This is a genomic window from Aliivibrio salmonicida LFI1238, from assembly GCF_000196495.1.
Classification (GTDB): Bacteria; Pseudomonadota; Gammaproteobacteria; order Enterobacterales; family Vibrionaceae; genus Aliivibrio; species Aliivibrio salmonicida.
Window position 1 is genome coordinate 387206 of sequence record NC_011312.1, and the last position, 25770, is coordinate 412975.

The following is a 25770-nucleotide window of genomic DNA, read 5'->3' on the forward strand; positions in this document are numbered from 1 at the left end:
CATGGCAATGCTTGAGTATAATCCACCAATGGAACCGCTTGATATTGTCTATCAAGATGAAGCGATTCTTGCGGTGAATAAACCGGCGGGGTTACTGTCTAACCCTGGCCGAGCACCGGAGCACTATGACAGTGTTTGGTCGCGTGTTGTTGCTGAGTTTCCTGATGCTCAACTTGTACATCGTTTGGATATGTCGACATCGGGGCTAATGATATTTGCGCTTTATAAAGAAGCAGAAAGACACATTAAAAAGCAGTTTCAATATCGGTTAACTCATAAAGTGTATTATGCACGAGTATGGGGGAATGTTGAGAAGGTTGAAGGGCAGATTGATTTACCCTTGATTTGTGATTGGCCAAATCGACCACGACAGAAAGTCTGCTATGAACACGGAAAATCGTCACAAACGGGTTATGAAGTGATTCAAGTTGAAGAGAAAACGACATTGGTTCGTTTACTTCCTATTACAGGACGCTCTCATCAACTACGAGTGCATATGATGGAAGAAGGGCATGAGATTGTTGGCGATGAGTTTTACGCGTCTAAAGAGGCTCTAGCGTTCTCTGACCGATTACAATTACACTCTGCCGAGCTGAGTTTTTATCATCCAGAAACCGATAAATTCATCAGTTTATTTGCTCCTTGTGCGTTTTATCCAGAAGCACAAGCCGGTGTTCTAGATGCCATGGATATTGCTCCAGTAAGACCGGATTACAAAACACTGCCTAAGCAATAGTTGAATTTAAAAATAAAAAAAGGAGCCGAAAGGCTCCTTTTTTGTATCAAATAGGGGGGATTAACCTTGAGGTTTGACAACCATCACGTTAATTGGTGAGTTTTCGACAACTTTACTCGCCACAGAACCCAGCATAACTTTATCAATTTTAGAGCGTTTATGGCTTGGCATCACAATCAAATCGGCACCTAAACGTTCAGCATAATCTAAAATAGTGACATAAGGTTTCCCTTCGGCAACATGCACTCTGTATACCACATCATCATCCACAAATTTAGCCGCAAATTCATTTAACTGTTTTGATACATCTTCTTTCATTTGTTTCGCAGCACCTTTAGGAAAATAGGTCGATACCATCGACATATGGATCCCCGGTAATACGTTAAGCAAATGTAATTCAGCATTAGAGTGTTTTGCGTGCCAAACTGCCATTTCAACCGCTTTATCAGCAAAGCCTTTATCGTTTAAATCTACTGGAACCAAAATTTGTTTATACATAATTTTTATTACCTAATTAGGGAAGTTATTCTCCCCTTAGATTCCATTCATTAATTTATGCGGCCAAGTTTTCCTTTTTCGCTCGGCGACGCTGATTAAAGCCCAGTGCAAACAGTAGAAGAAGAGTTGGAATAAATACCCATTCTTTTAGTGGACGCTCTGCATCAAGAACCACATTCGTTATTTCCCAATCAAAATCTATTCCTGAAGCTTCCGCTGGACTGCCGAATTCGACCATGTCGACGATCATTTTATTATCGACTTTAGACAGCATTAGCCCCATAGAGCTTACGCGTTCTTCACCAGTTACCGCTCGATCGTCAAAAGGTAAACGTACCGTTTTACTTACGATATTACCTTCTAGATTTTCTCCAGAGACTTCTAAGGTGAGTGATTGTCCCACATTTAACTCTTCTGCAAGTTGAGCGATCTCAATACCTTGGTAATAATCTTTGGCTGGATAGATTTGATCCCACCAAAAACCAGGACGGAATAGTGAGAAAGTTATGAGTAATAGTAAAACAACTTCCCACCATTTTGTTTTCGTAAACCACCAACCTTGTGTCGCAGCGGAAAAAGTTAACATTGCGATGATGGAGGAAATAATGGTTAATGCTAAATGCCACCAAGAATCAATGCCCATTAATAGTAATTGGGTATTAAAGACAAACATGAAAGGCAATATAGCGGTACGAATATCGTAAGTGAACCCTTGGATACCAGTACGGATTGGATCCGATTTTGCTATGGCAGCAGCGGCAAAAGCGGCGAGACCCACGGGGGGCGTGTCATCGGCTAAAATACCAAAATAGAACACAAATAAATGCACTGCTATTAATGGAATAATTAATCCGTGAGCGGCTCCTAGCGTTACGATAACGGGTGCCATTAAGGTTGATACGACAATGTAGTTTGCTGTCGTTGGTAGCCCCATGCCTAAAATTAAGCTGATTACCGCGGTAAATAACAACATAAGAATAATGCTGCCACCCGAGATAAATTCAACAAAATCCGTCATAACAAGACCAATGCCCGTTAAGGTAACCACACCAACAACAATACCTGCCGCCGCCGTTGCAACGCCGATACCAATCATGTTTCTGGCACCAGACACTAAGCTTTCGAGCAGATCATCAACCCCTTGTTTTACTTGATTAACAAGTGTGCCTTCTTTAGTAAAGAAACCAATTAATGGGCGTTGAGTCAGGAGAATGAATATCATAAACACGGATGCCCAGAAAGCAGACAAACCCGGCGAGAAGCGTTCAACCGTTAAACACCAAACGAGAACGACAATCGGTAATAAGAAATGAAGACCGGACTTGATGGTTGGTCCTGGATCGGGTACTTCAGTTAGTTCTTCGTCAATCGCCATCATCGCATGTTCTTGGTATTTAGCGGAGATGCTAGTTAATCCGACATAAGAAAGTAGCAGTGCGACGGTAACAATAGGGGTTGCGGCGTCACCAAAGACATCTTTAGTCCAACCGATACCATAATAAACAGCAGCACTAAGCACACAAAGGCCAAGAATCGTACCAGTAAAGGATAATAGGCTATGAACTAAGGTTGGTGTATGGCGGCGAGGTAAGCCTTTCATACCTGCTTTACAGGCTTCAAGATGAACAATATAAAGAAGAGCAATATAAGAAATTAAAGCAGGCAATAAAGCGGCTTTGATAACCTCAACATAAGAAATACCAACATATTCAACCATTAAAAAGGCGGCTGCACCCATGATTGGTGGCGTTAACTGCCCATTGGTAGAGGCGGCAACTTCGACGGCACCGGCTTTTTCACCAGAGAAACCGACTCGTTTCATTAATGGAATGGTAAAAGTACCTGTTGTTACGACGTTTGCAATCGATGAGCCAGAAACTAGGCCTGATAAACCTGAAGCCACAACGGCGGCTTTTGCTGGGCCTCCTTTCATATGACCTAGCAGAGAAAAGGCGACTTTAATGAAGTAAGCACCCGCTCCGGCTTTTTCTAGCATGGCACCAAAGAGTACAAATAAAAAAACAAAAGAGGTTGAGACACCTAAGGCAACACCAAAGACTCCCTCAGTGGTTAGCCATAAATGTGACATGGCTTTATTTAAACTGGCTCCTTTATGCGCGATAACATCAGGCATGTGTGGGCCAGCAAAAGTGTAAAGCAAGAAGACGGCAGCCACGACCATTAATGGAGGGCCTAAAGCGCGTCGAGTTGCTTCTAATAATAAGACCATACCAACAACTGAGGCGATGATATCTGGTGTTGTTGGCGCCCCTGAGCGTTCTGCGAGCTGAGTATAAAAAATATAGATATAAGCGGCAGAAAAACTACCAGCAAAAGCAAGTATCCAATCGATAACGGGAATACGATCTCTTGGTGAGTTTTTAAGTGCAGGGTAAGCAGTAAAAGCTAAAAAGATGGCGAAGGCTAAATGCACTGATCGAGCTTCAGTATCATTCAGTATGCCGAAATTGAAAATAAACGGTAAAGGGGAGGCATACCAAAGTTGGAATAAAGACCAACATAGTGGAACAAACCATAAAATTCGGCCAGATAATCCTTCAGGTGAACGAGCACCAGTATCTGATTGGGCCACCATTTCTTGCACATCTTGTGACGTATTAGACGACTGCGTCATGTACTTTTCCTTAGTGATGGTCGAAGCTAACACTTAATCATTAAGTATTAGATTGTTGAATATAAGCCAATGTATAGGCTAAAAAGAGATGATCTTCAAATCCGTTTTATTATTGATTGTTGTCCGTTATGTAAAAAGATCAGATGGTGTTGCGAAGAATCAAAGAGACTATTTAGCCTCTTTGATTTAGACAACCCAGTTTTTTAATTAACGTTGAGTTGTATAGAAGGGAACTATTTTAGTAGACCAACTTCTTTGTAATATTTCACCGCACCAGGATGCAATGGAATAGAAATACCCGCTTTAACCATGTCTTCTTTTTTCAGCGTAGCAAACGCAGGGTGAAGACGCTTGAAGGTATTAAAGTTTTCAAATACTGCTTTTGCAACACTGTAAGCCACTTCATCTGATACGTCAGATGTCGTAACCACCGTAGCCGCAACACCAAAGCTATTTACATCGCCTTCTGTTCCACGGTACATGCTAGCAGGAACGGTTGTGTAAGCGTAATAAGGGTTATCTGCAACAATCTTATCGATCTTAGGACCAGTAGCAGGAACTAATTTAGCATCACACGATGTTGTCGCTTCTTTGATTGAGCCATTTGGATGACCAACCATGTAGATGAAGGCATCAATTTTATTATCACAAAGCGCTTGTGAAAGCTCAGAGCTTTTTAGTTCCGATGCAAGTTTAAAGCTGTCGTTTGTCCAGCCCATCGCATTCATCACAACACCCATTGTTGCACGGTCGCCAGAGCCTGGATTACCAATGTTAACGCGTTTTCCGGCTAAATCAGAAACGTCGTTGATACCGGAATCAGAACGAGCAATGATGTTAAAAGGTTCAGTATGAAGAGAGAACATTGCACGTAGTTTCTTGTAAGGACCTTGAGCTTCAAATTTACTTGTGCCGTTATAGCCATGGTATTGCCAATCTGATTGCACGATACCAAAATCAAGTTCACCAGAACGGATAGTATTTACGTTATAAATTGAACCACCAGTGGACTCAACAGAACAACGAACATTATGCTCTTTACGATCTTTATTCACTAACTTACAAATAGCACCACCCGTTGGGTAGTAAACACCGGTGACAGAACCAGTACCAATTGTAATAAATTCTTGAGCGCTTGCGGTTCCCATGCCAGCACCAAGCATTGCTGCTGCAACAGCACTTACTTTAATTAAGTTTTTCAATGCCATGTTATTCCCTTCCTTATTATGTTGCTTCTTTACTGTTCATCGTTCTTAATATTAGATCGTAGAAAGTAAGACGCATTATTTATTCACTTCATATTCAAAGTGTTTTAAATTTCCTGTTACAGAAATGGCGTACGAATGATACCAAACTAATGCGAGTATTTTAAAACTGTGTTAATTAAAAACTATAAAAAGTGTGAAATAAACAACTATTGATAGCTTTGACAGTTTATATTGCGTATTTATTTAACAATCTAATGACTAGATTGAAGGGGGAGTGAAGAAAAAGAGGAGAGCTAAAGATCACGTTTATAAATTAAAGGTGATCTTTTGTGAGTAATGCCGATCATTTAAGGTAAATATGATCGGTTGACCGATCCTTTTTAGATGTCAAAATCCAAGTGTATTTTATGCACTTGGATTTTTTTATGGATGTTTCTCAAGCTCTAAACATAATCAATGACTGGAAACCTAGCAACGTAGAGACTCTCGCTGATTTACTTCCAATCCATCTGATTGATGAGGCTTATTCTCTCACTGATACGGTGACGATGAGGAAGCGAAAGCTTACTCTTGAATCAATGGTATGGTTACTTGTTGGTATGGCTATCTATAACAATAAATCCATGAAGGATTTAGTTAATCAGCTTGATATTGTAGACCGTACAGGTAAAGCTTTTGTCGCTCCTAGTGCCCTTACTCAGCGCCGAAAAAATCTAGGTGAAGCAGCAATGAAAGCAGTCTTTGAGCGAATGACAAGTTCCTGGCTTAAGAGTGCTAATCTTCCTAAATGGAATGGACTAACTCTCTTAGGCGTTGATGGTGTTGTATGGAGAGCACCTGATAACCAGAAAAATGAAGAGGCTTTTTCTCGCCAAAAAGGAACTCAATATCCACAGGTAAGAATGGTTTGCCAAATGGAGCTAAGCAGTCATCTTATTACAGCGAGCGCTTTCGATAATTACAATACAAATGAAATGATATTGGCAGAGAAGTTAATAGATAGTACACCTGACCATAGCGTAACTATGTTCGATAAGGGGTTCTATTCATTAGGATTACTACATAAATGGCAGATGACAGGCTCAGAGCGTCACTGGCTTATTCCCTTAAAAAAAATACTCAATATGAAATAATTCGATCGCTAGGTCGTAATGACAAACTTGTTATTCTTCGGAGTAACCCAAGAGCAAGAAAACTGTTTTCTAATTTACCTGAAACGATGACTGCTCGTCTCGTGACTCGAAAAATTAAAGGAAAAGATTATCAAGTTCTGACGTCAATGATTGACCCATTACGTTACCCATTGAAAGATATAGTCGGTCTTTATGAGCATCGTTGGGAAATAGAATTGGGTTACCGAGAGCAGAAACAATACATGTTAGGAAATCGCTTAACACTACGAAGCCGTCTGCCTGAATTAGTGAAACAAGAACTATGGGGTATCTTGTTGACTTATAATTTAATTCGCTACCAAATGGTAGAGCTTTGCTTTAATTTAAAAGGAAATTATCTCCCTTATCAATTGAGTTTTAATGGGACACTTGCTCATGTATCTGCATTATTAGTTGGTTTACCATACTCAACGCCAGGAGCGATCCCTCGACAATTAAAAGGCTTCCACCAGATGGCTGAAAGCTTAATACTTGATAGGCGAAGGGAAAGAACATTCCCTCGAATGGTAAAACCAAGACCTCAACGATATGCCAGAAACAAGAATGCCATTCACCCTTAAGTGAACGGCATTAATCTTTTGTGAGGGTTTATTTAGATGCTGTATTCAAAAAGGTCACAGACTGAATCAAATAACGTTTTAATTTCGATGTTACGCGTAGGAGTGATAAAAATAGTATCATCACCAGCAACTACGCCCAAAATACCTTCGGCTTTTCCTAGGGAATCTAATAAACGAGCAATTAATTGAGCTGCACCTGGGCCGGTATGGATAACCACTAATGCACTGTTGTAATCAACGTCCATAACCAGTTCACGTAGAGAACTAGAAACCGTTGGAACGCCTAACTCTATTGGTAGGCAGTAGACCATTTCCATTTTTGCATTACGTGTGCGTACGGCCCCGAACTTAGTGAGCATTCGAGATACTTTTGATTGATTGATATTGTCAAAACCTGATATACGAAGGGCATCGACAATTTCACCTTGGGAACCAAATCGCTCTGCTTTTAGAATCGATTTAAATTCTTTAACTAGTCGTTCTTGTTTTTCATTATTTCGCATGCTGTTTTGATTCTTTTTGCAATAATTCTTACTATTCTCGCATAAATATTTAACTATCGGCAAATCAAAACGTCGTTTTTGTGAATAATTACCGATGTTATATTTATATAATAGATAGAGAATTTGTAGCACGGATCGTATGTCATTGCGTAAGGTCGCAAAGCGAAGCGAATAGCATTGAATTTCATTTGAGCTTGCTATAACGTCACTTTTAGTTTGAAAATAAATTAATAATAAAAAATATACCTCTACTACCTCAAGGAGAACGAACATGAAAGTTGCTGTTATTGGCGCCGCTGGAGGCATCGGACAAGCATTAGCATTACTTCTTAAGAATCGATTACCAGCCGGCTCGGATCTTGCTCTTTATGATATTGCACCGGTAACCCCTGGGGTTGCTGCGGATCTTAGTCATATCCCAACACCAGTTTCAATTAAAGGGTATTGCGGAGAAGATCCAACACCAGCACTTGAAGGCGCTGATGTTGTTTTAATTTCTGCTGGTGTTGCTCGTAAACCAGGAATGGATCGTTCAGATCTTTTCAATATTAATGCGGGTATTGTTAAGTCATTGGCTGAAAAAATTGCAGTGACTTGTCCAAAGGCATGCATTGGTATTATTACTAACCCTGTTAATACAACCGTGGCAATTGCTGCTGAAGTATTAAAAAAAGCAGGTGTATACGATAAAAATAAATTGTTTGGCGTAACCACACTGGATGTGATCCGTTCAGAGACGTTTGTGGCTGAGTTAAAAGGTAAAAATCCAGGAGAGATCTGTGTTCCTGTTATTGGTGGGCATTCTGGTGTTACGATTCTTCCTCTGCTTTCACAAGTTGAGGGTGTTGAGTTCACCGCTGAAGAAGTGGCAGCATTAACACCGCGTATTCAAAACGCAGGAACGGAAGTTGTGGAAGCTAAAGCTGGTGGCGGTTCTGCGACACTTTCAATGGGCCAAGCGGCATGTCGCTTTGGTTTATCACTAGTAAAAGCGCTTAGTGGTGAGAAAGGGGTTGTAGAATGTGCGTATGTTGAAGGCAATGGTGAACACGCTCGTTTCTTCGCGCAACCCATTCTTCTTGGTAAAAATGGTGTTGAAGAGATTCAACACTATGGCGAATTAAGTACTTTTGAACAAGATGCACTAGATAGCATGCTAGATACGTTAAAAGCGGATATTAAAATTGGCGAAGAATTTATTAAGTAAATTCTTAATGCATACGTAGATATCTTTAAATAGAAAAGGGCTGATACTTATTAAAAGTATCAGCCCTTTTATTTTATCTTGATATAAAAGCCTTATTTGCTGCGTTTAACAGCAAGATGAGCAAGTGCTTTTAATGCTTCTTTGTATTCAGATTCAGGAATGATAGAAAGTTCAGCGATTGCTTTGTCCGCTTCTTCATCTGCTTTTTGTTTTGTATATTCTAGTGAACCCACTTCTTTCATACAGGCTAAAATAGGATCGAGTTTATCCAGTCCATTACCTTGCTCTATAGCATGACGGATCATTGCTGCTTGCTCAGCGTTACCGTTGTTCATGGCATGTAATAAAGGAAGTGTTGGTTTGCCTTCTGCGAGATCATCGCCAACGTTTTTACCCATGTCTTCGCCGTCAGAGGTGTAATCCATGACATCATCGATAAGTTGAAAAGCGGTACCAAGATATTTACCGTAATTCTGTAAAGCCGTTTCGATTTCTTGTGACGCATTATTTAGGATCGCGCCGATCTGCGTCGCAGCTTCAAATAAACGTGCAGTCTTAGAATAGATCACTTGCATGTAGCTTTCTTCAGTTGTATTAGGATCATTGCAGTTCATTAATTGAAGCACTTCACCTTCTGCGATCACATTGACGGATTCACTCATTAAACTCAGGATCTTTATTGATCCTAAGCTCGTCATCATTTGGAATGAACGAGTGTAGATAAAGTCACCAACAAGTACACTAGCAGCATTACCAAATTCAGCATTCGCTGTGGCTTTACCACGACGCATATCTGATTCATCAACAACATCATCATGAAGTAATGTTGCCGTATGAATAAATTCAATAAAGGCGGCTGCCATTGTGTGGTCTTTACCTTCGTATCCAAGTGCTTTTGCAGATAAAATGGCAAGAACTGGGCGCAGACGTTTACCGCCTCCACTTACAATGTAAAAACCAAGTTGGTTGATAAGCGCAACATCAGAATTTAGTTGTGCCAAGATGGTTTCATTTACGATTGCCATGTCATCAGCCGTGAGGGCTTGGATAGCTTTAAAATCCATTATTATTCCAGCAAGGTTAGGGCCTAAGTCAGGCTTAAATGTAATAAGTGATTAAACAAATAATACACTAAAGTAGGGTAGGCAATACAGTCGAAAATTACCTCCTTATTGCTTATTGAGTATGTCGGCGATCTTTTCATCATTTTTCTTCATTTTTGGGTTGTCAGATTGAAATCATTCGCGTAGAATCCGGACCCTATTGATGACAAGTTTAACGCACACCTAAATTGTTGAGTAAACAAAATACATGGTAGTGCGAAAGTAGCGGAGTAAAATATGTACGCTGTTTTCCAATCTGGTGGTAAACAACACCGTGTAAGTGAAGGTCAAACTCTTCGCTTGGAAAAATTAGACGTTGAGACTGGCGCAACAGTTGATTTCGACAACGTTCTTATGATTGCTAACGGTGAAGAAATCACTGTTGGTGCACCTCTAGTAGCTGGCGGTAAAGTAACTGCGGAAGTAGTTCAGCACGGTCGTGGCGATAAAGTTAAAATCGTTAAGTTCCGTCGTCGTAAGCATTCTCGTAAGCAACAGGGCCATCGTCAATGGTTCACTGAAGTCAGAATCACTGGCATCAGCGCTTAATTTAAGGAGAATAAAAAATGGCACATAAAAAAGCTGGCGGTTCTACTCGTAACGGCCGCGATTCAGAAAGTAAACGTCTTGGTGTTAAGCGTTTCGGTGGCGAATCTGTTCTTGCAGGTAACATCATCGTTCGTCAACGTGGTACTAAATTCCACGCTGGTACTAACGTAGGCATCGGTAAAGACCATACTCTTTTCGCTCTATCTGAAGGTAAAGTGAAGTTTGAAGTTAAAGGTCCTAAAAACCGTAAATTCGTTTCTATCGACGCTGAATAATCGTTTTTAAAAACTAATTTTAAAAGCCCTGCCACCTGGCGGGGCTTTTTATTTATGGATAGTCACCAGTTAACTATTTTGTCGTTTATACTTCTTTTAGGTTGGTATAACTAATGAGTTTAAATGCTAGAATACTTACCTAGTGACTATATTGATATATTACGTAACGTAAAGATCATTGACGATCCACTCTCACCCTATCATTTTGGTCTACAGTTAATAAGCCAACCGTACCCAATAATGACAAGAGTATTTACGCTACAGCTCGGAGAAGAAAATGAAATTCGTTGATGAAGCGACAATTAAAGTAGATGCAGGCGACGGCGGTAACGGTACTGTTAGTTTTTGGCGTGAAAAATTCGTAGCTAAAGGCGGCCCTGATGGCGGCGATGGCGGCGATGGTGGTGATGTTTACCTAGAAGCTGATGAAAACCTAAATACCCTAATCGATTACCGTTTTAACCGTTTCTATGATGCTGAGCGTGGTAAAAATGGTGGTGGTACGAATAGTACTGGCCGACGTGGTGAAGATATTACATTGAAAGTACCTGTTGGTACGCGTGCTATCGATATTGATACTGGCGAGAAAGTTGCAGAGCTAATGGCTCACGGTATGAAGATCATGGTAGCTAAAGGCGGCTGGCATGGTTTAGGTAATACTCGTTTTAAATCATCAGTTAACCGTGCTCCTCGTCAAAAGACAATGGGAACAAAGGGTGAAGTTCGTGAACTTCGTCTAGAGCTTCTTCTTCTTGCTGATGTTGGTATGCTTGGCTTGCCAAATGCGGGTAAATCAACGTTTATTCGTGCAGTATCTGCAGCAAAACCAAAAGTAGCTGATTATCCGTTTACGACGCTTATCCCTAGTTTAGGTGTAGTACGTGCTCGTGGTAATAAGAGCTTCGTTATTGCGGATATTCCTGGTCTGATTGAAGGTGCTGCTGAAGGTGCCGGTCTTGGTGTTCGTTTCTTGAAGCACCTTGAGCGTTGTCGTGTATTGCTTCACGTGATCGATATTCTTCCTATTGATGGCAGTGATCCTGTTCAAAATGCCCTAACGATCATTGATGAGTTAGAGCGATACAGTGAGAAAGTAGCTGGAAAACCTCGTTGGTTATTGTTTAACAAAACGGATCTCCTACTTGAAGCTGAAGCCGATGAGAAGATCGCAGAGATCCTTGAAGCATTAGCTTGGGAAGGCGCTCACTTCAAAATTGCTGCGGTAAGCCGTACAGGTACTCAAGAAGTGTGTAATGAACTTTCTGACTTTATGGATACGTTACCTAAAGAAATCATGACAGATGAAGAAAAAGCGGCGCTTAAAGTCGACTTCATGTGGGATGATTATCATAAAGACGCAATGTCTGGTAAAAATGTGGTTACTGAAGACGGTGACGACGATGATGATTGGGATGACGAAGAAGATGATGGTCACGTTATCTATGCTCGTGATTAAGTCTTAATCAAGACAATTATTATAAAAAACCGCACTTGTTGCGGTTTTTTTTATTTAAGTCATTAAAAGTAAGAAGAGAAAAGATTAGAATCATTTTATATTAAGTTACTTATTGCGAATTCAAATGGAAGAACAGCAAAGGGAAATATCACGTTTAGTGGCTAAGGCAGGACAAATGTTACTTCAGCATGGTGCTGAAAGCAGCTTAGTTTCAGATGTGAGCCGACGGTTAGGGATTGCAGTTGGGGCTGATGAGGTTGAAATATCATTATCAGCCAGTTCGTTGGTAATAACGACAGTAATAAATGAACATTGCGTGACGACGGCGAGAAGAGCGCCTGATCGCGGTATTAATATGAGAGCAATAACGGAAATACAACGGATATGCATTATGTCCGAAAAAGGGTTATTAGATCGTCATGAAGCGACTCATAAGTTAAATAATATTAGTCCTGAACGTTACAATCGTTGGTTAGTTGTCGTTATGATTGGATTGTCTTGCGCGAGCTTTAGTCGCTTAGCTGGTGGAGATTGGCCTGTTTTTATGATGACATTTTTGGCCTCTTCTTTGGGCATGATTGTTCGTCAAGAAATCGGACACCGACATTTCAATCCTTTACTTAACTTTGGTATTACAGCCTTTGTTACTACGCTTATTTCTTCTCAAGCGGTTATTTATCATATAGGTAATACGCCTTTTCTTGCCATGGCATCCTCTGTTTTGATGCTCGTTCCTGGTTTTCCATTGATCAACGCGGTTGCTGATATGGTGAAAGGTTACGTTAATATGGGTATTGCACGTTGGACATTTGCGACTTTACTTACTTTGGCTACCAGTATTGGTATTGTAGGTGCAATGAATTTAGTCGGCGTGTGGGGGTGGATTAACTAATGGATAATGTAACTATGCAGTCTATTTTTGAATTATTCCTCGCCTTATTGAATGACATGTTTTTTGCAATGATCCCCGCGATCGGTTTTGCTTTAGTTTTTAATGTGCCAGTGAAAGCATTAAAATATTGTGCGATTGGTGGTGCCATTGGGCATGGAACTCGATTTTTATTAATGCATTATGGCGCACCATTAGAGTGGGCTACATTATGTGCAGCAACAGTGGTGGGTATGATCGGTGTTCATTGGTCACATCGTTTTTTAGCTCACCCTAAAGTTTTTACTGTCGCGGCATTAATTCCAATGATCCCGGGTGTTTTTGCTTTTAAGGCGATGATTGCGGTTGTTGAGATAAATCACTTAGGATACTCTCCTGAATTGTGGGCTCTGATGATCGATAATTTAATTAAAACCTTATTTACGATTGCAGCACTCGCGATTGGGTTAGCGATGCCTGGTTTGCTGTTTTACCGTAGAAAATCTATAGTGTGATAAAGGTATTAATTTGTTATTCTACGGACCAGTTTTTTTGCTTAATAAAATGAGATTTAGAATAAATGAAGATTAGTATGATTGCTGCCATGGCAAATAATGGGAAAATAGATAAATCGTGCAATCTGTCAAATTCTCAATCTCGAATTATTGGCAAAAATAATCAAATGCCATGGCATTTACCTGCTGATTTTGCATGGTTTAAGCAATGTACTATGGGAAAGCCAATTGTGATGGGGCGTAAAACCTATGAATCCATTGGTCGTCCATTACCGGGACGCTTAAATATTGTATTAAGCCGTGATGCGAGTTTGAAGATTGAAGGTGTCACTTGTGTGACTTCAATTGATGAAGCGAAGCAAGTCGCCGGTGATATTGAAGAACTAATGATTATTGGTGGTGGCTCTATCTATCAAGCGTGTTTACCTGATGCTGATACTCTTTATCTTACCTTTATTGATGCTGATATTGATGGAGATACTCAATTCCCTGATTGGGGAGAGGGGTGGAACCAGACGCATTCTGAGATGTATTTGAAAGATGAAAAGAATCAGTACGATATGGAATTTGTAGTGTTAGAAAGGTAAGAGCAGGATGAACTTCGTTCTAAAGGGCGCTTCGCTTAAGGAGGCTGCGCCCTGAGGAATAAAAGCAAAGAGAAAAGCAGGTTTCAGGAGCTCTCGCTTTTGAGCTTCTTACCCCTCAAACAACTTGTTGCGTCTTATAGCGAAGCGCTCTCAAGGCGAAGCCGTCTATCTTTTGCTTTTATAGTCTCTAGTTAGCGAAGCGTATAGTTTCTAGCTTATCGCCTTTTGTGTGAAATATTGTCCATCATCGACTCGATACATCGTCATATATTCCCCCCAGACACAGCCTGTATCTAATGCTATTACGCCATTGTTTTCATAACCCATCAATGCAGCCCAATGACCAAAGATCACAGTGTGAGAAAGAGGGCATCGAGACTTAAGATCAAACCACGGAATTAGTTTTTCTTTATCGTCTGAAGATAATTCTTGTGGTGGCTGTTTGCATTCCATATCTAGACGTCCGTCTGGGTAACAGAAACGCATACGTGTAAACGCGTTAATTATGTAACGATAACGGTTTATACCAGTAAGATCGCTTTGCCATAAATCAGGTTGATTCTCATACATGTTTTCTAATAACCATACCCATTTGTCAGAAACTAAAACAGATTCAATTTCACGAGCGCATTCAGTGGCAGTTTCTATATTCCACTGCGGAGAGATCCCAGCATGAGTCATGACAATATTATGCTGAGCGTGAGTCGCTAATAATGGTTGATGGCGTAGCCAAGTAAGTAATTCTTCACTATCAGGCGCGGTAAAAATAGAGGCCGTTTTATCTTTTTCTTTTATGCGTGAAATACCTTGAGATACCGCGAGCAGATGAAGATCATGATTGCCAAGAATGGTCACGGCGGCTTTATCTAATGATTTTACAAAGCGAAGAGTTTCTAAAGATTTTGGTCCACGAGCAACAAGATCTCCAGTTAACCAAAGTTGATCTTTTTCTTTATCAAAGCTGACCTGATCGAGTAATAACAATAGCTCGTCTAGACAGCCTTGAATATCGCCAACAAAATAGGTCGCCATGAATATTTCCTTACATCAATATGGGAGTAGATAGAAAAAAGGTGACAATGAAGTCACCTTTTATTTTATTGTGTTCGTTAAGGATGAGCCACTAAGTTAAGCCGATTCTGTAGATTCTGCTTGGTAGTTGTCATTCAACCAGTTTGCCATGATAACAAACTGCTCTAACGTTAAGTTTTCAGGACGATGGGAAGGATTAACACCTAATGCTTCCAATTGTTCTTTTGTTAATAGTGCTTTGAAACAGTTTCGTACTGTTTTGCGGCGTTGGTTGAAGCCTTCGCGACATACGCGGTCAAGCCATTTTAAGTTCTTCGCAGGGAACGGAAGTACCTCATAAGGCACTAGACGAACGACGGCAGAATCAACCTTCGGTGGCGGAACAAACGCTGTTGGTGGCACTTCAAGTACAGGCATTACCTTACAGTAATACTGAGCCATTACTGTTAGGCGGCCATAAGCTTTAGTTCCTGGACCTGCCGCTAGGCGGTTAACCACTTCTTTTTGTAACATAAAGTGCATATCTTGTATGTCTTTATGAAATTCAAAAAGGTGGAACATTAATGGTGTAGAGATGTTATATGGCAAGTTACCAAAAATACGTAATTTATTGCCTTCTTGAATAAGCTGCGTGAAGTCGAAGCGCATTGCATCGCCTTCATAAATAGTTAATTTACTGCCCAATTCAGGGTGAGTACGTAAACGAGCGGCTAAATCACGGTCAAGTTCGATAACGGTAAATTTGTCTATTTCACGGCCAACAGGCTCAGTGATTGCTCCAAGACCTGGACCAATTTCTACAAGGTTTTGACCTGGCAGAGGGTTGATTGCAGATACGATTCCATCGATTACGTAAGGGTCGTTTAAGAAGTTTTGACCAAAGCGTTTCTTCGCTTTATGGCCTAAATGGACATCATTTCTTGTACTCATTTATTTTCTACCAGTTCAATTGCATGGGTAAGTGCGGTAATAAAGCTTCCTGCATCTGCTTTTCCAGTACCCGCTAATTCCAATGCAGTACCGTGGTCTACGGAAGTTCGGATAAAAGGCAAACCTAATGTAATGTTCACCGACTTTCCAAATCCTTTAAATTTTAACACAGGAAGCCCTTGATCGTGATACATCGCGAGCACGGCATCAGCTTCTTGTAAGTATTTATCTTGAAATAACGTGTCAGCGGGCAAAGGACCAATAAGGTTCATGCTTTCTTTTTCACGTAAATCATTTAGTGCAGGTGTAATGATATCAATTTCTTCACGACCAAGACAGCCATCTTCACCTGCATGTGGGTTTAAACCACAGACAAAAATAGCTGGATTAGTGATGCCAAACTTAGTGATTAAATCTTGATGTAAGATTCGAATAACTTGTTTTAATCGGTCATCAGTAATTGCTTTAGCGACATAAGCCAAAGGTATGTGAGTCGTTACTAACGCAACACGAAGTCCTTCTGTTGCTAGCATCATTACAACTTGTTGTGTATTCGATAATTCGGCAAAGAACTCGGTATGGCCACTAAAAGCAACACCTGCACGATTAATTACCCCTTTGTGTACTGGGCCGGTAACTACGGCATCAAACTCGCCATCCATATTACCTTGAGCGGCGCGCGTTAGGGTTTCTAATACATAGTGACCATTCGCTTCGTTTAACTCGCCAGCAATAACGTCTATGCCTAATTCAATGTTATCTACAATTAATGTTCCTGCACGATGAGATTTTGCGGGTGTATTTACATCGTAGTTTTCAATATTAATTGATAACTTTAATTGTTTTGCTCTTTGTTCTAATGCCGTTCGATTACCACAGATAACCAATTGATGAGGCCAATCTTGTTGAGCAATAGACAGAACAAGATCAGGGCCGATGCCCGCGGGTTCTCCCGGTGTGATTGCTATGCGTTTTATATTATTCATTTTCATCACTGTCATCATTATCTTGCAGAATTTCGACGTAAGCACTCGCTCTGATTTCTTGTAACCAAGCGCCTGACTCTTCGTTAAACTTGCGATTCATTAGAATTCGATAAGCTTTGTTTTTCATCGCTGCATCGGTTCTATCAACTTGGCGACGCTCTAATACTTCAGCAATATGCCAACCATGAACGGTTTTAAATGGCTTACTTATTTGGCCAACAGGTAGAATTTCAACTTGATGTTTAAATTCTGGAACATATAGGTCTGGAGTCTGGAAACCTAATTCTCCATTTGCGGCTGCCGAACCTGGATCTTGGCTATAACGTTGAGCCATAGCGGCAAATGTTTCTTTTCCTGATTCTATGTCTGAAGTGATTTGGTTCAATAGTCGCTCTGCGCCTTCATCACTCATTATAACCGATGTTTTAACTAAGATATGACGAGCGTTTACTTCAGTAACCGCAACGGTCTCTAGGCCTTTTACATCGTCAATCTTTATAATATGAAAACCAACACCAGAGCGGAATGGGCCAATGATGCTGCTTTTTCCTTGACCTGTAATTTGATCAGCAAAAATCGTTGGCATTTCTTCTTTTCTCATCCAACCCCAATCACCGCCTTGCAGTGCTTTTGGTCCTTTAGAATAGGTATACGCCATTGTTGCAAAATCAGCGCCTTGTTTTAAGCGTTCAGTCAGTTCTAGAGCTTGTTTTTCTAGAGCTTCTTTTTCTGCTTGAGTGGCACCATCAGTACGCAATTGAATATGGCTGATTTTGTATTGGACTGTCGCTTGAGTTTCTTCCGAAAGTAACAGAGCAAGGCTTTCTACTTCTTGAGGTAGAATATTAATACGACGACGAACTTGTGCATTACGAGCTTCACTTGCTGCAATTTCTTTACGAATTTGTTCGCGGAAGTCGGCATAAGCGAGACCTTGAGAGGCCGCTTTTTGTTGTAACTGCGCCAAGGTCATTTTGTTGTCTTTTGCTATATTGTTTAAGGCTTCTTCTAAACGAGTATCGTCAATACGAATACCCATTTTTTCCGCTTGTTGACTTTGAATAGTATCAAGAATCAATTTTTCTAATACTTGTTCACGCAGCACGTTTTCTTCAGGTAAAGGTTGTCCTTTTTCTTGAGCATTGATTTTTACTGTTTTTAATGAAGTTTCAATATCACTTTGTAATACAACGCCTTCGTCAACAATGGCAATAACGCGATCAAGCTCTACGGGAGCGGCATGTACATTTATTGTCAGCATTAGTAATAAACTGCTAATAAATGGAATTTTCCAGTTTTTCATAGTGTCATCCAAGAGTGTATAGAGAGTTAACGATAGCGATATCCGTTAGCGTTAACTCGTGTCCCTATAATTAATTATTTAAATAGAATGGGCGACCATAGCCTAACGCATTGGTTGCTGTGCCTGATGTAATACCCGTATTGGTACCTAAACCTCGAATCGCAATAGAAAGCATTAAGTTACTTTCATATTCTGGTTCATAACTACCAATAGAACCGGCGCTTTCTGGTGCAATTAACTGATCACTATAAGTTAAACCAAATGACCAACAGTCACTTAGGTAGGTTGCACCGACGAGAGCTTCAAGCATGTAGTCTTCTTTAGTATCATGAAAATATTGTGCTTGGAGCTGCCAGCTATTATTGATGTTGTACTGCGTTAAAAACCCTGCTTGGTAAATACCATGTTGAGTTATTTTATCTAGGTCATCTTGAAAGTTTACGTTACTTTGGATGTAGTTTTTACTTACATAACGATAGTTAAGCTGAACATAACCATTGCTGTGTTGGTATTCTATGGTGCTGTTTGCAACCTGTAGCTCGTCCACATTAGAGTCGTATTGAACACCACCATGGTAGAAAAGATAATCATCGTAGTTGAAATCACTTTCTATCGCCCATGCCGATGAATTTTTATCATCGCCTTCATTTGCAGTGCCAGATCCATTCATGTATAGGATTTGACCAAATGAGATGTTCATTCGCTCTTTGTAAGTATCATCATAAAAACGAGACGTTGCCCCAATACTGAATTGATTTGCTGCCGCAATATAATCAACACCACTGTATTGGCGATCTCTAAATAAACCATAGTAATCTAGTTGTAGTTTACTGCTGTCGTAACCACCTTCGCCTTTACCACCATAAATATCACTTTGATCGACTTCTGGTACATATAAGTATTGTATTTTCGGTTCTAAGGTTTGTAAGTATTTACCTAAGAACTTATGCGTGCTGTCTAAATAGATAGCACCATTAATACGGACTTCGGGAATGGTCCGATCCGTCTCTTCCGCTAAATCCGATAATGAAGGATCTTTTTTTGCGTCAAATTCTTGAGTGTAATAAGTATAAAGTAAGCTCGTTTCAGGTGTTAATGACCACCAAGTACCACTTAATGGTAAGCTTAATTTAGGTTCCATGTGTACACGAGTGGCTGATGGCTTTGTTGGGTCATCAGTCTCAAATTTACTTATATGACTATTTAAATTGAAATCGAATTCATTATAAAATTGAGGTGCGTAATAGTTAAATTCCATTTGTGGCATCAAGCGATATGGATAACTATTCTCGACAAGTACTTGGAAATCACGAACACGCATCGTTAAATCCCAATCTTGAGTTCGGTAAGATACCTCACCAGATTGTTGTAACTGACCTTCATCACGCGTACCAATGCTAGAGTTTAAATCTTGGAAATAAGTAATATCACTGACTTGTGAGTATTCAACTTCAAATTTCCAGTTTTGTTTATAAATGCCAGAGTGATTCCAGCTTGCTCCCCAACGAGCGCCTTTTTCTTTGTATTTCGCATCATCACCGAGGTATTCTGCATCGACTTGACCAGAACCAAAATCGGTTAAATAACGGAAATTCCCTTCTAATTGGGTACCACGTTTTTCCATGTAATTAATGGTGGTTGTTGCATCGTAGTTTGGGGCAATATTCCAATAGATTGGAATGGATAATTCAAATCCATTTTTACTGTCTAAACCTGCACTTGGGATTAATACCCCGGTTTTACGGGTATCACCGACGGGCACGGTTATATATGGAAGATATAAAATAGGCACATCAAGAATTTCAAAGCGAGCATTATAGAATGTTGCCCATTCATCAGATTGATCTAATTCGATATCACTGGCTTTAACGCGCCAACTTTTATCACCGGCAGGACAGGTAGTAAATGAAGCGTCTTCTAATTGATAAATAGCTTGCCCAGTTTTTAATACACGGCTAGCAGTACCACGAATAGGCTGACAAGACATTTTATATGATGTATTGATCATCGTGGTGTCTTCGGTATTTAAATCCGTTGTGACTTTATCTGACGTTGATCTCATGTCCATGCTTGAGTAATCAACATTACCTTCGGCTATGGCGATGTTTTCTTGTTGGTGCAATGTAATATTGTCCGCTTTTATTTCTTGGCGTCCTTTTATGACATGCACATTACCTTTATAGGTGGCTTTTGAGTTATTATGAGCTTCAACACTGTCTGCTTGAATTAATACAGGCTGTTGATCTTCTTCCTCTTTTGACATCTTCACAGGGACTTGACAAGAATTCACTGCATCAGTTTTCAAAGGGAAAATAATATTGTTTTCTGGAGGTATGAATTGGCCTGCATCATCAGCAATGGCAGGGGATCCATAAAGAAGGCATCCAGTAAATGAAGCAAGTAAGCTGCGAGAGGTAAAAGACATCGAGTTAGACGTTCCTGTTTGTTATATTAATCCGCTGATATACTCAAAGATACTAGATAGAGATAATCCTTTATAATAAAGCAAAAGCTATGCCCAAACCACCTTAAGATGTCGATATCATCTATTATAGGTTGTAAAGTAAGCGGTTGCATTTGCTCATTGTGTGACAGAGTAAAAATAGAATAATTCATTAATTGGAATATAAAATGCAAATATTTGGCAAAATATTAGGTGGTTTTTTTGGATTCTTATTTGGCGGCTTCTTTGGTGCCGCTTTAGGGGTGTTCATTGGCCATCAATTTGATAAAGCAAAAAGAATGGCAAACAGTGGTTTTACATTCCAAACGGGTGGGGCATCACAAACAGAGAAACAAGCAGAGTTTTTTCATGCTGCTTTTGCTGTTATGGGGCACGTTGCTAAAGCAAAAGGACAAGTAACAGCACAAGAAATCCAGCTCGCTTCTATGATGATGGAGCGTATGAACTTAAGTACTGCTCAAAAGAAAGAAGCACAAGAAGCGTTCATTGAAGGCAAAGAAAACAATTTTCCATTAAGAGAAACATTACAAAAAATCCGTTCTATTACGGGTGGTCGTTATGATTTATTGCAGTTCTTTTTGGAATTACAAATTGCATCGGCTCTTGCGGACGGCGATATTCATCCGAGTGAAAGAGATATTTTACACATTGTTGCTGAAGAGCTTGGTTTCAGTGCCGCGCAACTTGAAAAACGTTTAAAAATGCAAGAGGCCGCTTTTCGTTTTCAACAAGGCGGTGGTTTTTCTGGTCAGCAGAGTGGGTCACATCAAAGCAATGGGCAGTGGCAAAAAGCAAGTTCTGCGAACCAGTTGAAGGACGCTTATAATTTATTAGGGGTTAGTGAAGATGCTGATGCTAAAGCGATTAAACGTGCGCATCGTAAATTAATGAATGAACATCACCCTGATAAGTTAGTGGCTAAAGGTTTGCCACCTGAAATGATGAACATGGCAAAAGAAAAAGCACAAGAAATCCAAGGTGCCTACGATTTAATTAAGAAAGCAAAAGGGATTAAATAATCCCTTTTATTTATGGATAGAAAATACAGTTATTGCTGATTTAGTTTCCAATCATAGTCATACTTGATATCGCCCTCGAATGGTCTTAATTCTGGGCGATATTTTTTTAGGTGTTCGAAAAGTTGTTGCTTATTACCAAAGTCGACGGCAAACCAATCATAGATAGATGAGAGTTGAACCTTGTTATCAGTAATAAGGACACCTTTTTTACTATTAATGAATTCAGTTGCTGCTTTCTCTAATAACTTGTCGCTGTTTCTGGCAGTAAATGCTTTTGATTGTAAATTTGGACAGCCAAAGCTGGCGCAATTCACAGCGTAGTGAGTTCTAGGATCATTCCAAATAGGACGAAGAATTCGATGCTCAATGTCGTTTAAGGTTAGGGTTTTACCTGCAACGGTAACCACGTTTTCATCCCAAGGACCAAAGCTAAATAATCCTCCGAGTTTAGTTATTGACTTAATTGGGTAGTTATCCAAAATAATTTTTACGGTGATGGCGTTATACAGATTCACCCAATACGCATATTGCTCTGCTTTTTTATATTCTCTTGGATCAATACGGCGCATTTGACGTAAATAACTGTTTAGCGTTCGTTCGTCGGCGTCGGTTACATTGGCGTAATCAAAAAGTGTGTATTCCCCTTCAGCCACGACGTATTTGTCGAGTGTTTGTTGCCAGTATTGGTGTGAAATCGTCGTTGGGTTGTTTTCGTTACTAATATTCCAATAGTCCCACAACTCAGATTTTGGTGCGGCGAAACTATTGAATGAAAAAAGAAGGAGTAGCGAGGAAATAAATATCTTCATAGTAAGGTGCCTAACTTTTGTGTTGTTAAGAGATACGAGCTTAAATAAGTCGTTGAACATTTTTCTTTGTCATCACTTACTCAACGATTTATTTAGGTTGGTATTATTTATAATAGATGACTCTATTCTATAGACAAAAAAGAGGTTGATACGTTCATATCAACCTCTATTATTTCCTGAATCCTATTTCAAGAAATTCGGAATCTTCGCTTCATATTCTGAAATTTTATCAGCGTGCTGTAGCGTCAAGCCTATATTGTCTAAACCATTCAATAAACAGTGGCGACGAAATTCATCAATCTCAAAAGAATACTGCTTACCGTTAGCGCTAACTAACATAGCTTCCAAATCAACCGCAACTTCAGCGCCTTCATTCGCTTCAACGAATTGGAATATTTCATCCACTTCAATATCAGTTAAACGAACAGGGATCATTTGGTTATTGATTGAATTGCCGTAAAAAATATCAGCAAAGCTTGGTGCTATCATCACTTGGATGCCGTAATCCGCCAAAGCCCAAGGTGCGTGTTCACGCGATGAGCCACAACCAAAGTTTTCACGGGCAAGTAGAATACTTGCGCCTTGATAACGAGGGGCATTCATTACAAATTCTGGATTTGGCTGTTGACCGGCATCATCAAGAAAGCGCCAGTCATGAAATAAGTGTTTACCAAAACCGGTGCGATTTACTTTTTGTAAAAACTGTTTTGGAATGATGGCATCGGTATCAATGTTTGCCGTATCTAAAGGAACGACTAGACCTGTATGTTGTTTAAAACCTGACATAGTAAATTCCTTTATGCTTTTTCTGTGATGGTACGAATATCAACAAAATGACCCGCAATCGCGGCTGCCGCTGCCATGGCTGGGCTTACTAGGTGAGTTCGTCCATCACGGCCTTGGCGACCTTCAAAGTTACGGTTTGATGTTGATGCGCAACGTTCTTGTGGACCTAAACGGTCATTGTTCATTGCAAGACACATAGAGCAACCCGGTAAACGCCACTCAAAACCCGCTTCTTTAAAGATGATGTCTAATCCTTCTTTTTCCGCTTGTGCTTTTACTTGCTCAGAACCTGGAACAATCAAGGCTTGAACATGAGCGGCGACTTTGTTGCCTTTAGCAACAGCAGCAGCAGCGCGGATATCTTCAATACGAGAGTTGGTACAAGAGCCGACAAACACTTTGTCTACGTTGTAATCTGTTAATGATTTACCGGCTTCAAGACCCATATAAGCCAAGGCTTTTTCTGCGGATACTTTTTCTACCGGGTCAGAAAAACTCTCTGGTGCAGGAATGGGTTGATCAATGGCAATAACTTGGCCAGGGTTTGTTCCCCACGTCACTTGTGGTTTAATTTCAGAGGCATCAAGGCTAACAACGGCATCAAACTTTGCATCATCATCCGTTTTTAGTGACGACCAATATTCGATAGCTGCCGTCAAATCTTCACCTTGAGGTGAGAATTTACGACCAGTAATGTAGTCAAACGTGGTGGCATCTGGTGCGATTAGGCCGGCTTTGGCACCTAGCTCTATCGCCATATTACATACCGTCATGCGACCTTCCATCGTCAGATCTGTAATTGCCTCACCACAGAATTCAACCACATAACCAGTACCGCCAGCTGCGGTTGTTTTACCAATGATCGCTAGAACGATGTCTTTTGCGGTAATGCCTTCTGTGACTTTTCCCTTAACTTCGATCTTCATCGTTTTTGCACGAGCTTGCTTTAGCGTTTGTGTCGCTAATACGTGTTCAACTTCAGAGGTACCAATACCAAATGCAAGAGAACCAAATGCGCCGTGCGTTGCGGTGTGTGAATCTCCACACACAATCGTCATACCTGGAAGTGTAATACCTAGCTCTGGTCCCATTACGTGCACAATACCTTGGTATTTATGGTTTAGATCGTAAAGGGTTACGCCAAATTCTTCACAGTTTTTAGACAGTGTTTCCATTTGGATTCGAGCCATTTCACCAGAGGCATTAATGTCTTTGGTTTGTGTTGATACGTTGTGATCCATCGTCGCGAAAGTTTTACCGACTTGGCGAACGTTACGACCTTTTTCACGCAGACCATCAAACGCTTGTGGTGAGGTCACTTCATGAACTAAATGGCGGTCGATATATAAAATTGGGGTTTCACCTTTTGCAGCAACTGCAACATGGGCATCATAAACTTTTTCGTATAATGTTTTTGCGTTAGACATTGCTTCTTCCTTGAATTACGAATTCAAAATATATTCAGCGATTTTATCGCCCATTGCTGAGGTCGTTAATGCGGGTTTATTTCCGGCAAGATCGGCCGTTAGTTCACCTGCTGATAGCGCTTTAGATACGGCAGCTTCAATACTTTGAGCTGCTTCTTCTTCACCAAGGCTATAGCGTAACATCAATGCCGCCGATAAAATTTGAGCGACTGGATTTGCAATGTTTTTGCCTGCGATATCTGGTGCTGAACCACCTGCTGGCTCATACAAACCAAAGTTATCTTTATTTAGGCTTGCTGAAGGAAGCATGCCCATAGAGCCTGTGATCATGGCACATTCATCAGAAATGATGTCCCCAAAGATATTTGAACACAGCATGACATCAAACTGAGAGGGATCTTTGATTAGTTGCATGGTCGCATTATCAATGTACATGTGGCTCAGTTTGACTTCTGGGTAGCCTTTCGCTACTTCTTCGACCACTTCACGCCATAAAATAGAGCTTTGTAGAACGTTGGCTTTATCAATTGAGTACACGTTTTTGTTACGTAGAAGCGCAGATTCAAAAGCAATCTTTGCAATACGTTCAATTTCATAACGATGATAAATTTCAGTATCGTACGCTTTCTCTTGAGGACCTTCGCCTTCACGACCTTTCGGTTGACCAAAGTAAATGCCACCAGTCAGTTCACGAACAACAACGATATCAAAACCGTTACCCGAAATATCAGCACGCAGTGGAGAAAACCCTTCTAATCCTTTATGAATTTGAGCAGGACGTAGGTTACAAAACAGTTCGAAATGCTTACGAAGAGGAAGTAGGGCGCCACGTTCTGGTTGATCATTCGGTGGAAGGTTTTCCCATTTAGGTCCACCAACGGAGCCGAATAGAACCGCATCTGATTCTTCACAGCCTTTTACGGTACTTTCTGGTAGTGGACAACCGTGATTATCTATCGCGATTCCACCCACATCATGTTGTTCACGAGAAAATGAAATCGCGTGTTTTTTCTCAATCGCATCCAGAACTTTATGTGCTTGGTCCATGACTTCTGGGCCGATACCATCGCCAGGTAAAATCGCAATCTTGTATGTTTTATTCGTCATGTTAATCCTTTAATCTTTCTATTTAATTTGGAAAA

At 40.4% G+C, this 25770-nt stretch carries 23 protein-coding genes and 1 pseudogene; 10 read left to right on the forward strand and 14 right to left on the reverse strand.

The features are described from left to right. The first annotated feature begins 1 nt into the window (after window position 1). A complete protein-coding gene (locus VSAL_RS02045; protein ID WP_012549181.1) occupies window positions 2-736 on the forward strand; it encodes a pseudouridine synthase in 735 nt (244 codons plus the stop codon). A 60-nt stretch (window positions 737-796) separates the two neighbouring features. Here the strand turns inward: VSAL_RS02045 and VSAL_RS02050 are convergent, their stop codons facing one another. The 3 genes from VSAL_RS02050 to VSAL_RS02060 all read right to left on the reverse strand — a co-directional run bounded on the left by VSAL_RS02050 (window position 797) and on the right by VSAL_RS02060 (window position 5077). After that, on the reverse strand, window positions 797-1234 hold the full coding sequence (locus tag VSAL_RS02050) for a universal stress protein (protein WP_012549182.1): 438 nt from the start codon (window positions 1232-1234) through the stop codon (window positions 797-799). Window positions 1235-1289: 55 nt separating this feature from the next. Then, on the reverse strand, window positions 1290-3869 hold the full coding sequence (locus VSAL_RS02055; protein WP_012549183.1) for a TRAP transporter permease: 2580 nt from the start codon (window positions 3867-3869) through the stop codon (window positions 1290-1292). Window positions 3870-4102: 233 nt separating this feature from the next. Next, window positions 4103-5077: a TAXI family TRAP transporter solute-binding subunit gene (locus VSAL_RS02060; RefSeq protein WP_012549184.1), complete on the reverse strand. Its 975-nt coding sequence runs from the start codon at window positions 5075-5077 to the stop codon at window positions 4103-4105. A 425-nt stretch (window positions 5078-5502) separates the two neighbouring features. On the opposite strand from VSAL_RS02060, the pseudogene VSAL_RS02065 reads away from it, so the two are divergent. Further along, window positions 5503-6809 (forward strand): annotated as a pseudogene (locus VSAL_RS02065) (IS4 family transposase). Window positions 6810-6841: 32 nt separating this feature from the next. Here VSAL_RS02065 and argR read toward each other — a convergent pair. Next, the gene (gene argR / locus VSAL_RS02070) at window positions 6842-7312 is read right to left on the reverse strand and encodes a transcriptional regulator ArgR (RefSeq protein WP_012549185.1); all 471 of its coding nucleotides are present in this window, start codon (window positions 7310-7312) and stop codon (window positions 6842-6844) included. A gap of 271 nt (window positions 7313-7583) precedes the next feature. On the opposite strand from argR, the gene mdh reads away from it, so the two are divergent. Beyond that, window positions 7584-8519 carry a malate dehydrogenase gene (gene mdh / locus VSAL_RS02075; RefSeq protein WP_012549186.1) on the forward strand — a complete coding sequence of 312 codons (936 nt, stop codon included), beginning with the start codon at window positions 7584-7586 and terminating at the stop codon, window positions 8517-8519. Window positions 8520-8611: 92 nt separating this feature from the next. Here the strand turns inward: mdh and ispB are convergent, their stop codons facing one another. Then, window positions 8612-9583 (reverse strand): octaprenyl diphosphate synthase, encoded by a 972-nt coding sequence (gene ispB, locus VSAL_RS02080; RefSeq protein ID WP_012549187.1) that lies wholly within the window; start codon window positions 9581-9583, stop codon window positions 8612-8614. Window positions 9584-9859: 276 nt separating this feature from the next. Between ispB and rplU the strand changes: the two genes are divergently transcribed. The 6 genes from rplU (at window position 9860) to folA (ending at window position 13872) form a co-directional block, all read left to right on the forward strand. After that, window positions 9860-10171: a 50S ribosomal protein L21 gene (gene rplU / locus VSAL_RS02085; protein WP_012549188.1), complete on the forward strand. Its 312-nt coding sequence runs from the start codon at window positions 9860-9862 to the stop codon at window positions 10169-10171. A 17-nt stretch (window positions 10172-10188) separates the two neighbouring features. Then, on the forward strand, window positions 10189-10446 hold the full coding sequence (gene rpmA / locus VSAL_RS02090; protein ID WP_012549189.1) for a 50S ribosomal protein L27: 258 nt from the start codon (window positions 10189-10191) through the stop codon (window positions 10444-10446). 277 nt (window positions 10447-10723) lie between these two features. Further along, window positions 10724-11902, forward strand: a complete 1179-nt coding sequence (gene cgtA, locus VSAL_RS02095) for an Obg family GTPase CgtA (RefSeq protein ID WP_012549190.1) — start codon at window positions 10724-10726, stop codon at window positions 11900-11902. A gap of 124 nt (window positions 11903-12026) precedes the next feature. Then, on the forward strand, window positions 12027-12794 hold the full coding sequence (locus tag VSAL_RS02100; protein WP_044583163.1) for a threonine/serine exporter family protein: 768 nt from the start codon (window positions 12027-12029) through the stop codon (window positions 12792-12794). Further along, complete coding sequence (locus tag VSAL_RS02105; protein ID WP_012549192.1) at window positions 12794-13285, forward strand: threonine/serine exporter family protein; 492 nt, start codon at window positions 12794-12796, stop codon at window positions 13283-13285. Before VSAL_RS02100 ends, VSAL_RS02105 begins: the two co-directional genes overlap by 1 nt. Before the next feature lie 65 nt (window positions 13286-13350). Beyond that, on the forward strand, window positions 13351-13872 hold the full coding sequence (gene folA, locus VSAL_RS02110; protein ID WP_012549193.1) for a type 3 dihydrofolate reductase: 522 nt from the start codon (window positions 13351-13353) through the stop codon (window positions 13870-13872). 210 nt (window positions 13873-14082) lie between these two features. On the opposite strand, the gene VSAL_RS02115 is transcribed toward folA, so the two are convergent. The 5 genes from VSAL_RS02115 to lptD form a co-directional block, all read right to left on the reverse strand. Continuing rightward, window positions 14083-14904: a symmetrical bis(5'-nucleosyl)-tetraphosphatase gene (locus VSAL_RS02115; RefSeq protein ID WP_012549194.1), complete on the reverse strand. Its 822-nt coding sequence runs from the start codon at window positions 14902-14904 to the stop codon at window positions 14083-14085. A gap of 96 nt (window positions 14905-15000) precedes the next feature. Further along, window positions 15001-15834, reverse strand: a complete 834-nt coding sequence (gene rsmA / locus VSAL_RS02120; protein WP_012549195.1) for a 16S rRNA (adenine(1518)-N(6)/adenine(1519)-N(6))-dimethyltransferase RsmA — start codon at window positions 15832-15834, stop codon at window positions 15001-15003. Further along, window positions 15831-16820 carry a 4-hydroxythreonine-4-phosphate dehydrogenase PdxA gene (gene pdxA / locus VSAL_RS02125; RefSeq protein WP_012549196.1) on the reverse strand — a complete coding sequence of 330 codons (990 nt, stop codon included), beginning with the start codon at window positions 16818-16820 and terminating at the stop codon, window positions 15831-15833. Before pdxA ends, rsmA begins: the two co-directional genes overlap by 4 nt. After that, window positions 16813-18123, reverse strand: coding sequence for a peptidylprolyl isomerase SurA (gene surA / locus VSAL_RS02130; RefSeq protein ID WP_012549197.1), 1311 nt, complete (start codon window positions 18121-18123; stop codon window positions 16813-16815). The genes pdxA and surA overlap by 8 nt, the downstream gene beginning before the upstream one ends. 70 nt (window positions 18124-18193) lie before the next feature. Beyond that, window positions 18194-20548 (reverse strand): LPS assembly protein LptD, encoded by a 2355-nt coding sequence (gene lptD, locus VSAL_RS02135; protein ID WP_012549198.1) that lies wholly within the window; start codon window positions 20546-20548, stop codon window positions 18194-18196. Window positions 20549-20754: 206 nt separating this feature from the next. On the opposite strand from lptD, the gene djlA reads away from it, so the two are divergent. Continuing rightward, window positions 20755-21606 carry a co-chaperone DjlA gene (gene djlA, locus VSAL_RS02140; protein WP_012549199.1) on the forward strand — a complete coding sequence of 284 codons (852 nt, stop codon included), beginning with the start codon at window positions 20755-20757 and terminating at the stop codon, window positions 21604-21606. A 29-nt stretch (window positions 21607-21635) separates the two neighbouring features. Here the strand turns inward: djlA and VSAL_RS02145 are convergent, their stop codons facing one another. The 4 genes from VSAL_RS02145 to leuB form a co-directional block, all read right to left on the reverse strand. After that, window positions 21636-22415, reverse strand: a complete 780-nt coding sequence (locus tag VSAL_RS02145; RefSeq protein WP_044583164.1) for a DUF547 domain-containing protein — start codon at window positions 22413-22415, stop codon at window positions 21636-21638. A 183-nt stretch (window positions 22416-22598) separates the two neighbouring features. After that, on the reverse strand, window positions 22599-23201 hold the full coding sequence (gene leuD / locus VSAL_RS02150; RefSeq protein ID WP_012549201.1) for a 3-isopropylmalate dehydratase small subunit: 603 nt from the start codon (window positions 23199-23201) through the stop codon (window positions 22599-22601). Between the two features lie 11 nt (window positions 23202-23212). Then, window positions 23213-24628, reverse strand: coding sequence for a 3-isopropylmalate dehydratase large subunit (gene leuC / locus VSAL_RS02155; RefSeq protein ID WP_012549202.1), 1416 nt, complete (start codon window positions 24626-24628; stop codon window positions 23213-23215). A 15-nt stretch (window positions 24629-24643) separates the two neighbouring features. Next, complete coding sequence (gene leuB / locus VSAL_RS02160) at window positions 24644-25735, reverse strand: 3-isopropylmalate dehydrogenase (RefSeq protein ID WP_012549203.1); 1092 nt, start codon at window positions 25733-25735, stop codon at window positions 24644-24646. Between the last annotated feature and the right edge of the window lie 35 nt (window positions 25736-25770).

Coding starts and splice junctions, on each gene's coding strand:
- VSAL_RS02045 (WP_012549181.1), top strand. CDS start 2: ATGGCAATGCTTGAGTATAATCCACCAATGGAACCGCTTGATATTGTC.
- VSAL_RS02050 (WP_012549182.1), bottom strand. CDS start 1,234: ATGTATAAACAAATTTTGGTTCCAGTAGATTTAAACGATAAAGGCTTT.
- VSAL_RS02055 (WP_012549183.1), bottom strand. CDS start 3,869: ATGACGCAGTCGTCTAATACGTCACAAGATGTGCAAGAAATGGTGGCC.
- VSAL_RS02060 (WP_012549184.1), bottom strand. CDS start 5,077: ATGGCATTGAAAAACTTAATTAAAGTAAGTGCTGTTGCAGCAGCAATG.
- argR (WP_012549185.1), bottom strand. CDS start 7,312: ATGCGAAATAATGAAAAACAAGAACGACTAGTTAAAGAATTTAAATCG.
- mdh (WP_012549186.1), top strand. CDS start 7,584: ATGAAAGTTGCTGTTATTGGCGCCGCTGGAGGCATCGGACAAGCATTA.
- ispB (WP_012549187.1), bottom strand. CDS start 9,583: ATGGATTTTAAAGCTATCCAAGCCCTCACGGCTGATGACATGGCAATC.
- rplU (WP_012549188.1), top strand. CDS start 9,860: ATGTACGCTGTTTTCCAATCTGGTGGTAAACAACACCGTGTAAGTGAA.
- rpmA (WP_012549189.1), top strand. CDS start 10,189: ATGGCACATAAAAAAGCTGGCGGTTCTACTCGTAACGGCCGCGATTCA.
- cgtA (WP_012549190.1), top strand. CDS start 10,724: ATGAAATTCGTTGATGAAGCGACAATTAAAGTAGATGCAGGCGACGGC.
- VSAL_RS02100 (WP_044583163.1), top strand. CDS start 12,027: ATGGAAGAACAGCAAAGGGAAATATCACGTTTAGTGGCTAAGGCAGGA.
- VSAL_RS02105 (WP_012549192.1), top strand. CDS start 12,794: ATGGATAATGTAACTATGCAGTCTATTTTTGAATTATTCCTCGCCTTA.
- folA (WP_012549193.1), top strand. CDS start 13,351: ATGAAGATTAGTATGATTGCTGCCATGGCAAATAATGGGAAAATAGAT.
- VSAL_RS02115 (WP_012549194.1), bottom strand. CDS start 14,904: ATGGCGACCTATTTTGTTGGCGATATTCAAGGCTGTCTAGACGAGCTA.
- rsmA (WP_012549195.1), bottom strand. CDS start 15,834: ATGAGTACAAGAAATGATGTCCATTTAGGCCATAAAGCGAAGAAACGC.
- pdxA (WP_012549196.1), bottom strand. CDS start 16,820: ATGAATAATATAAAACGCATAGCAATCACACCGGGAGAACCCGCGGGC.
- surA (WP_012549197.1), bottom strand. CDS start 18,123: ATGAAAAACTGGAAAATTCCATTTATTAGCAGTTTATTACTAATGCTG.
- lptD (WP_012549198.1), bottom strand. CDS start 20,548: ATGTCTTTTACCTCTCGCAGCTTACTTGCTTCATTTACTGGATGCCTT.
- djlA (WP_012549199.1), top strand. CDS start 20,755: ATGCAAATATTTGGCAAAATATTAGGTGGTTTTTTTGGATTCTTATTT.
- VSAL_RS02145 (WP_044583164.1), bottom strand. CDS start 22,415: ATGAAGATATTTATTTCCTCGCTACTCCTTCTTTTTTCATTCAATAGT.
- leuD (WP_012549201.1), bottom strand. CDS start 23,201: ATGTCAGGTTTTAAACAACATACAGGTCTAGTCGTTCCTTTAGATACG.
- leuC (WP_012549202.1), bottom strand. CDS start 24,628: ATGTCTAACGCAAAAACATTATACGAAAAAGTTTATGATGCCCATGTT.
- leuB (WP_012549203.1), bottom strand. CDS start 25,735: ATGACGAATAAAACATACAAGATTGCGATTTTACCTGGCGATGGTATC.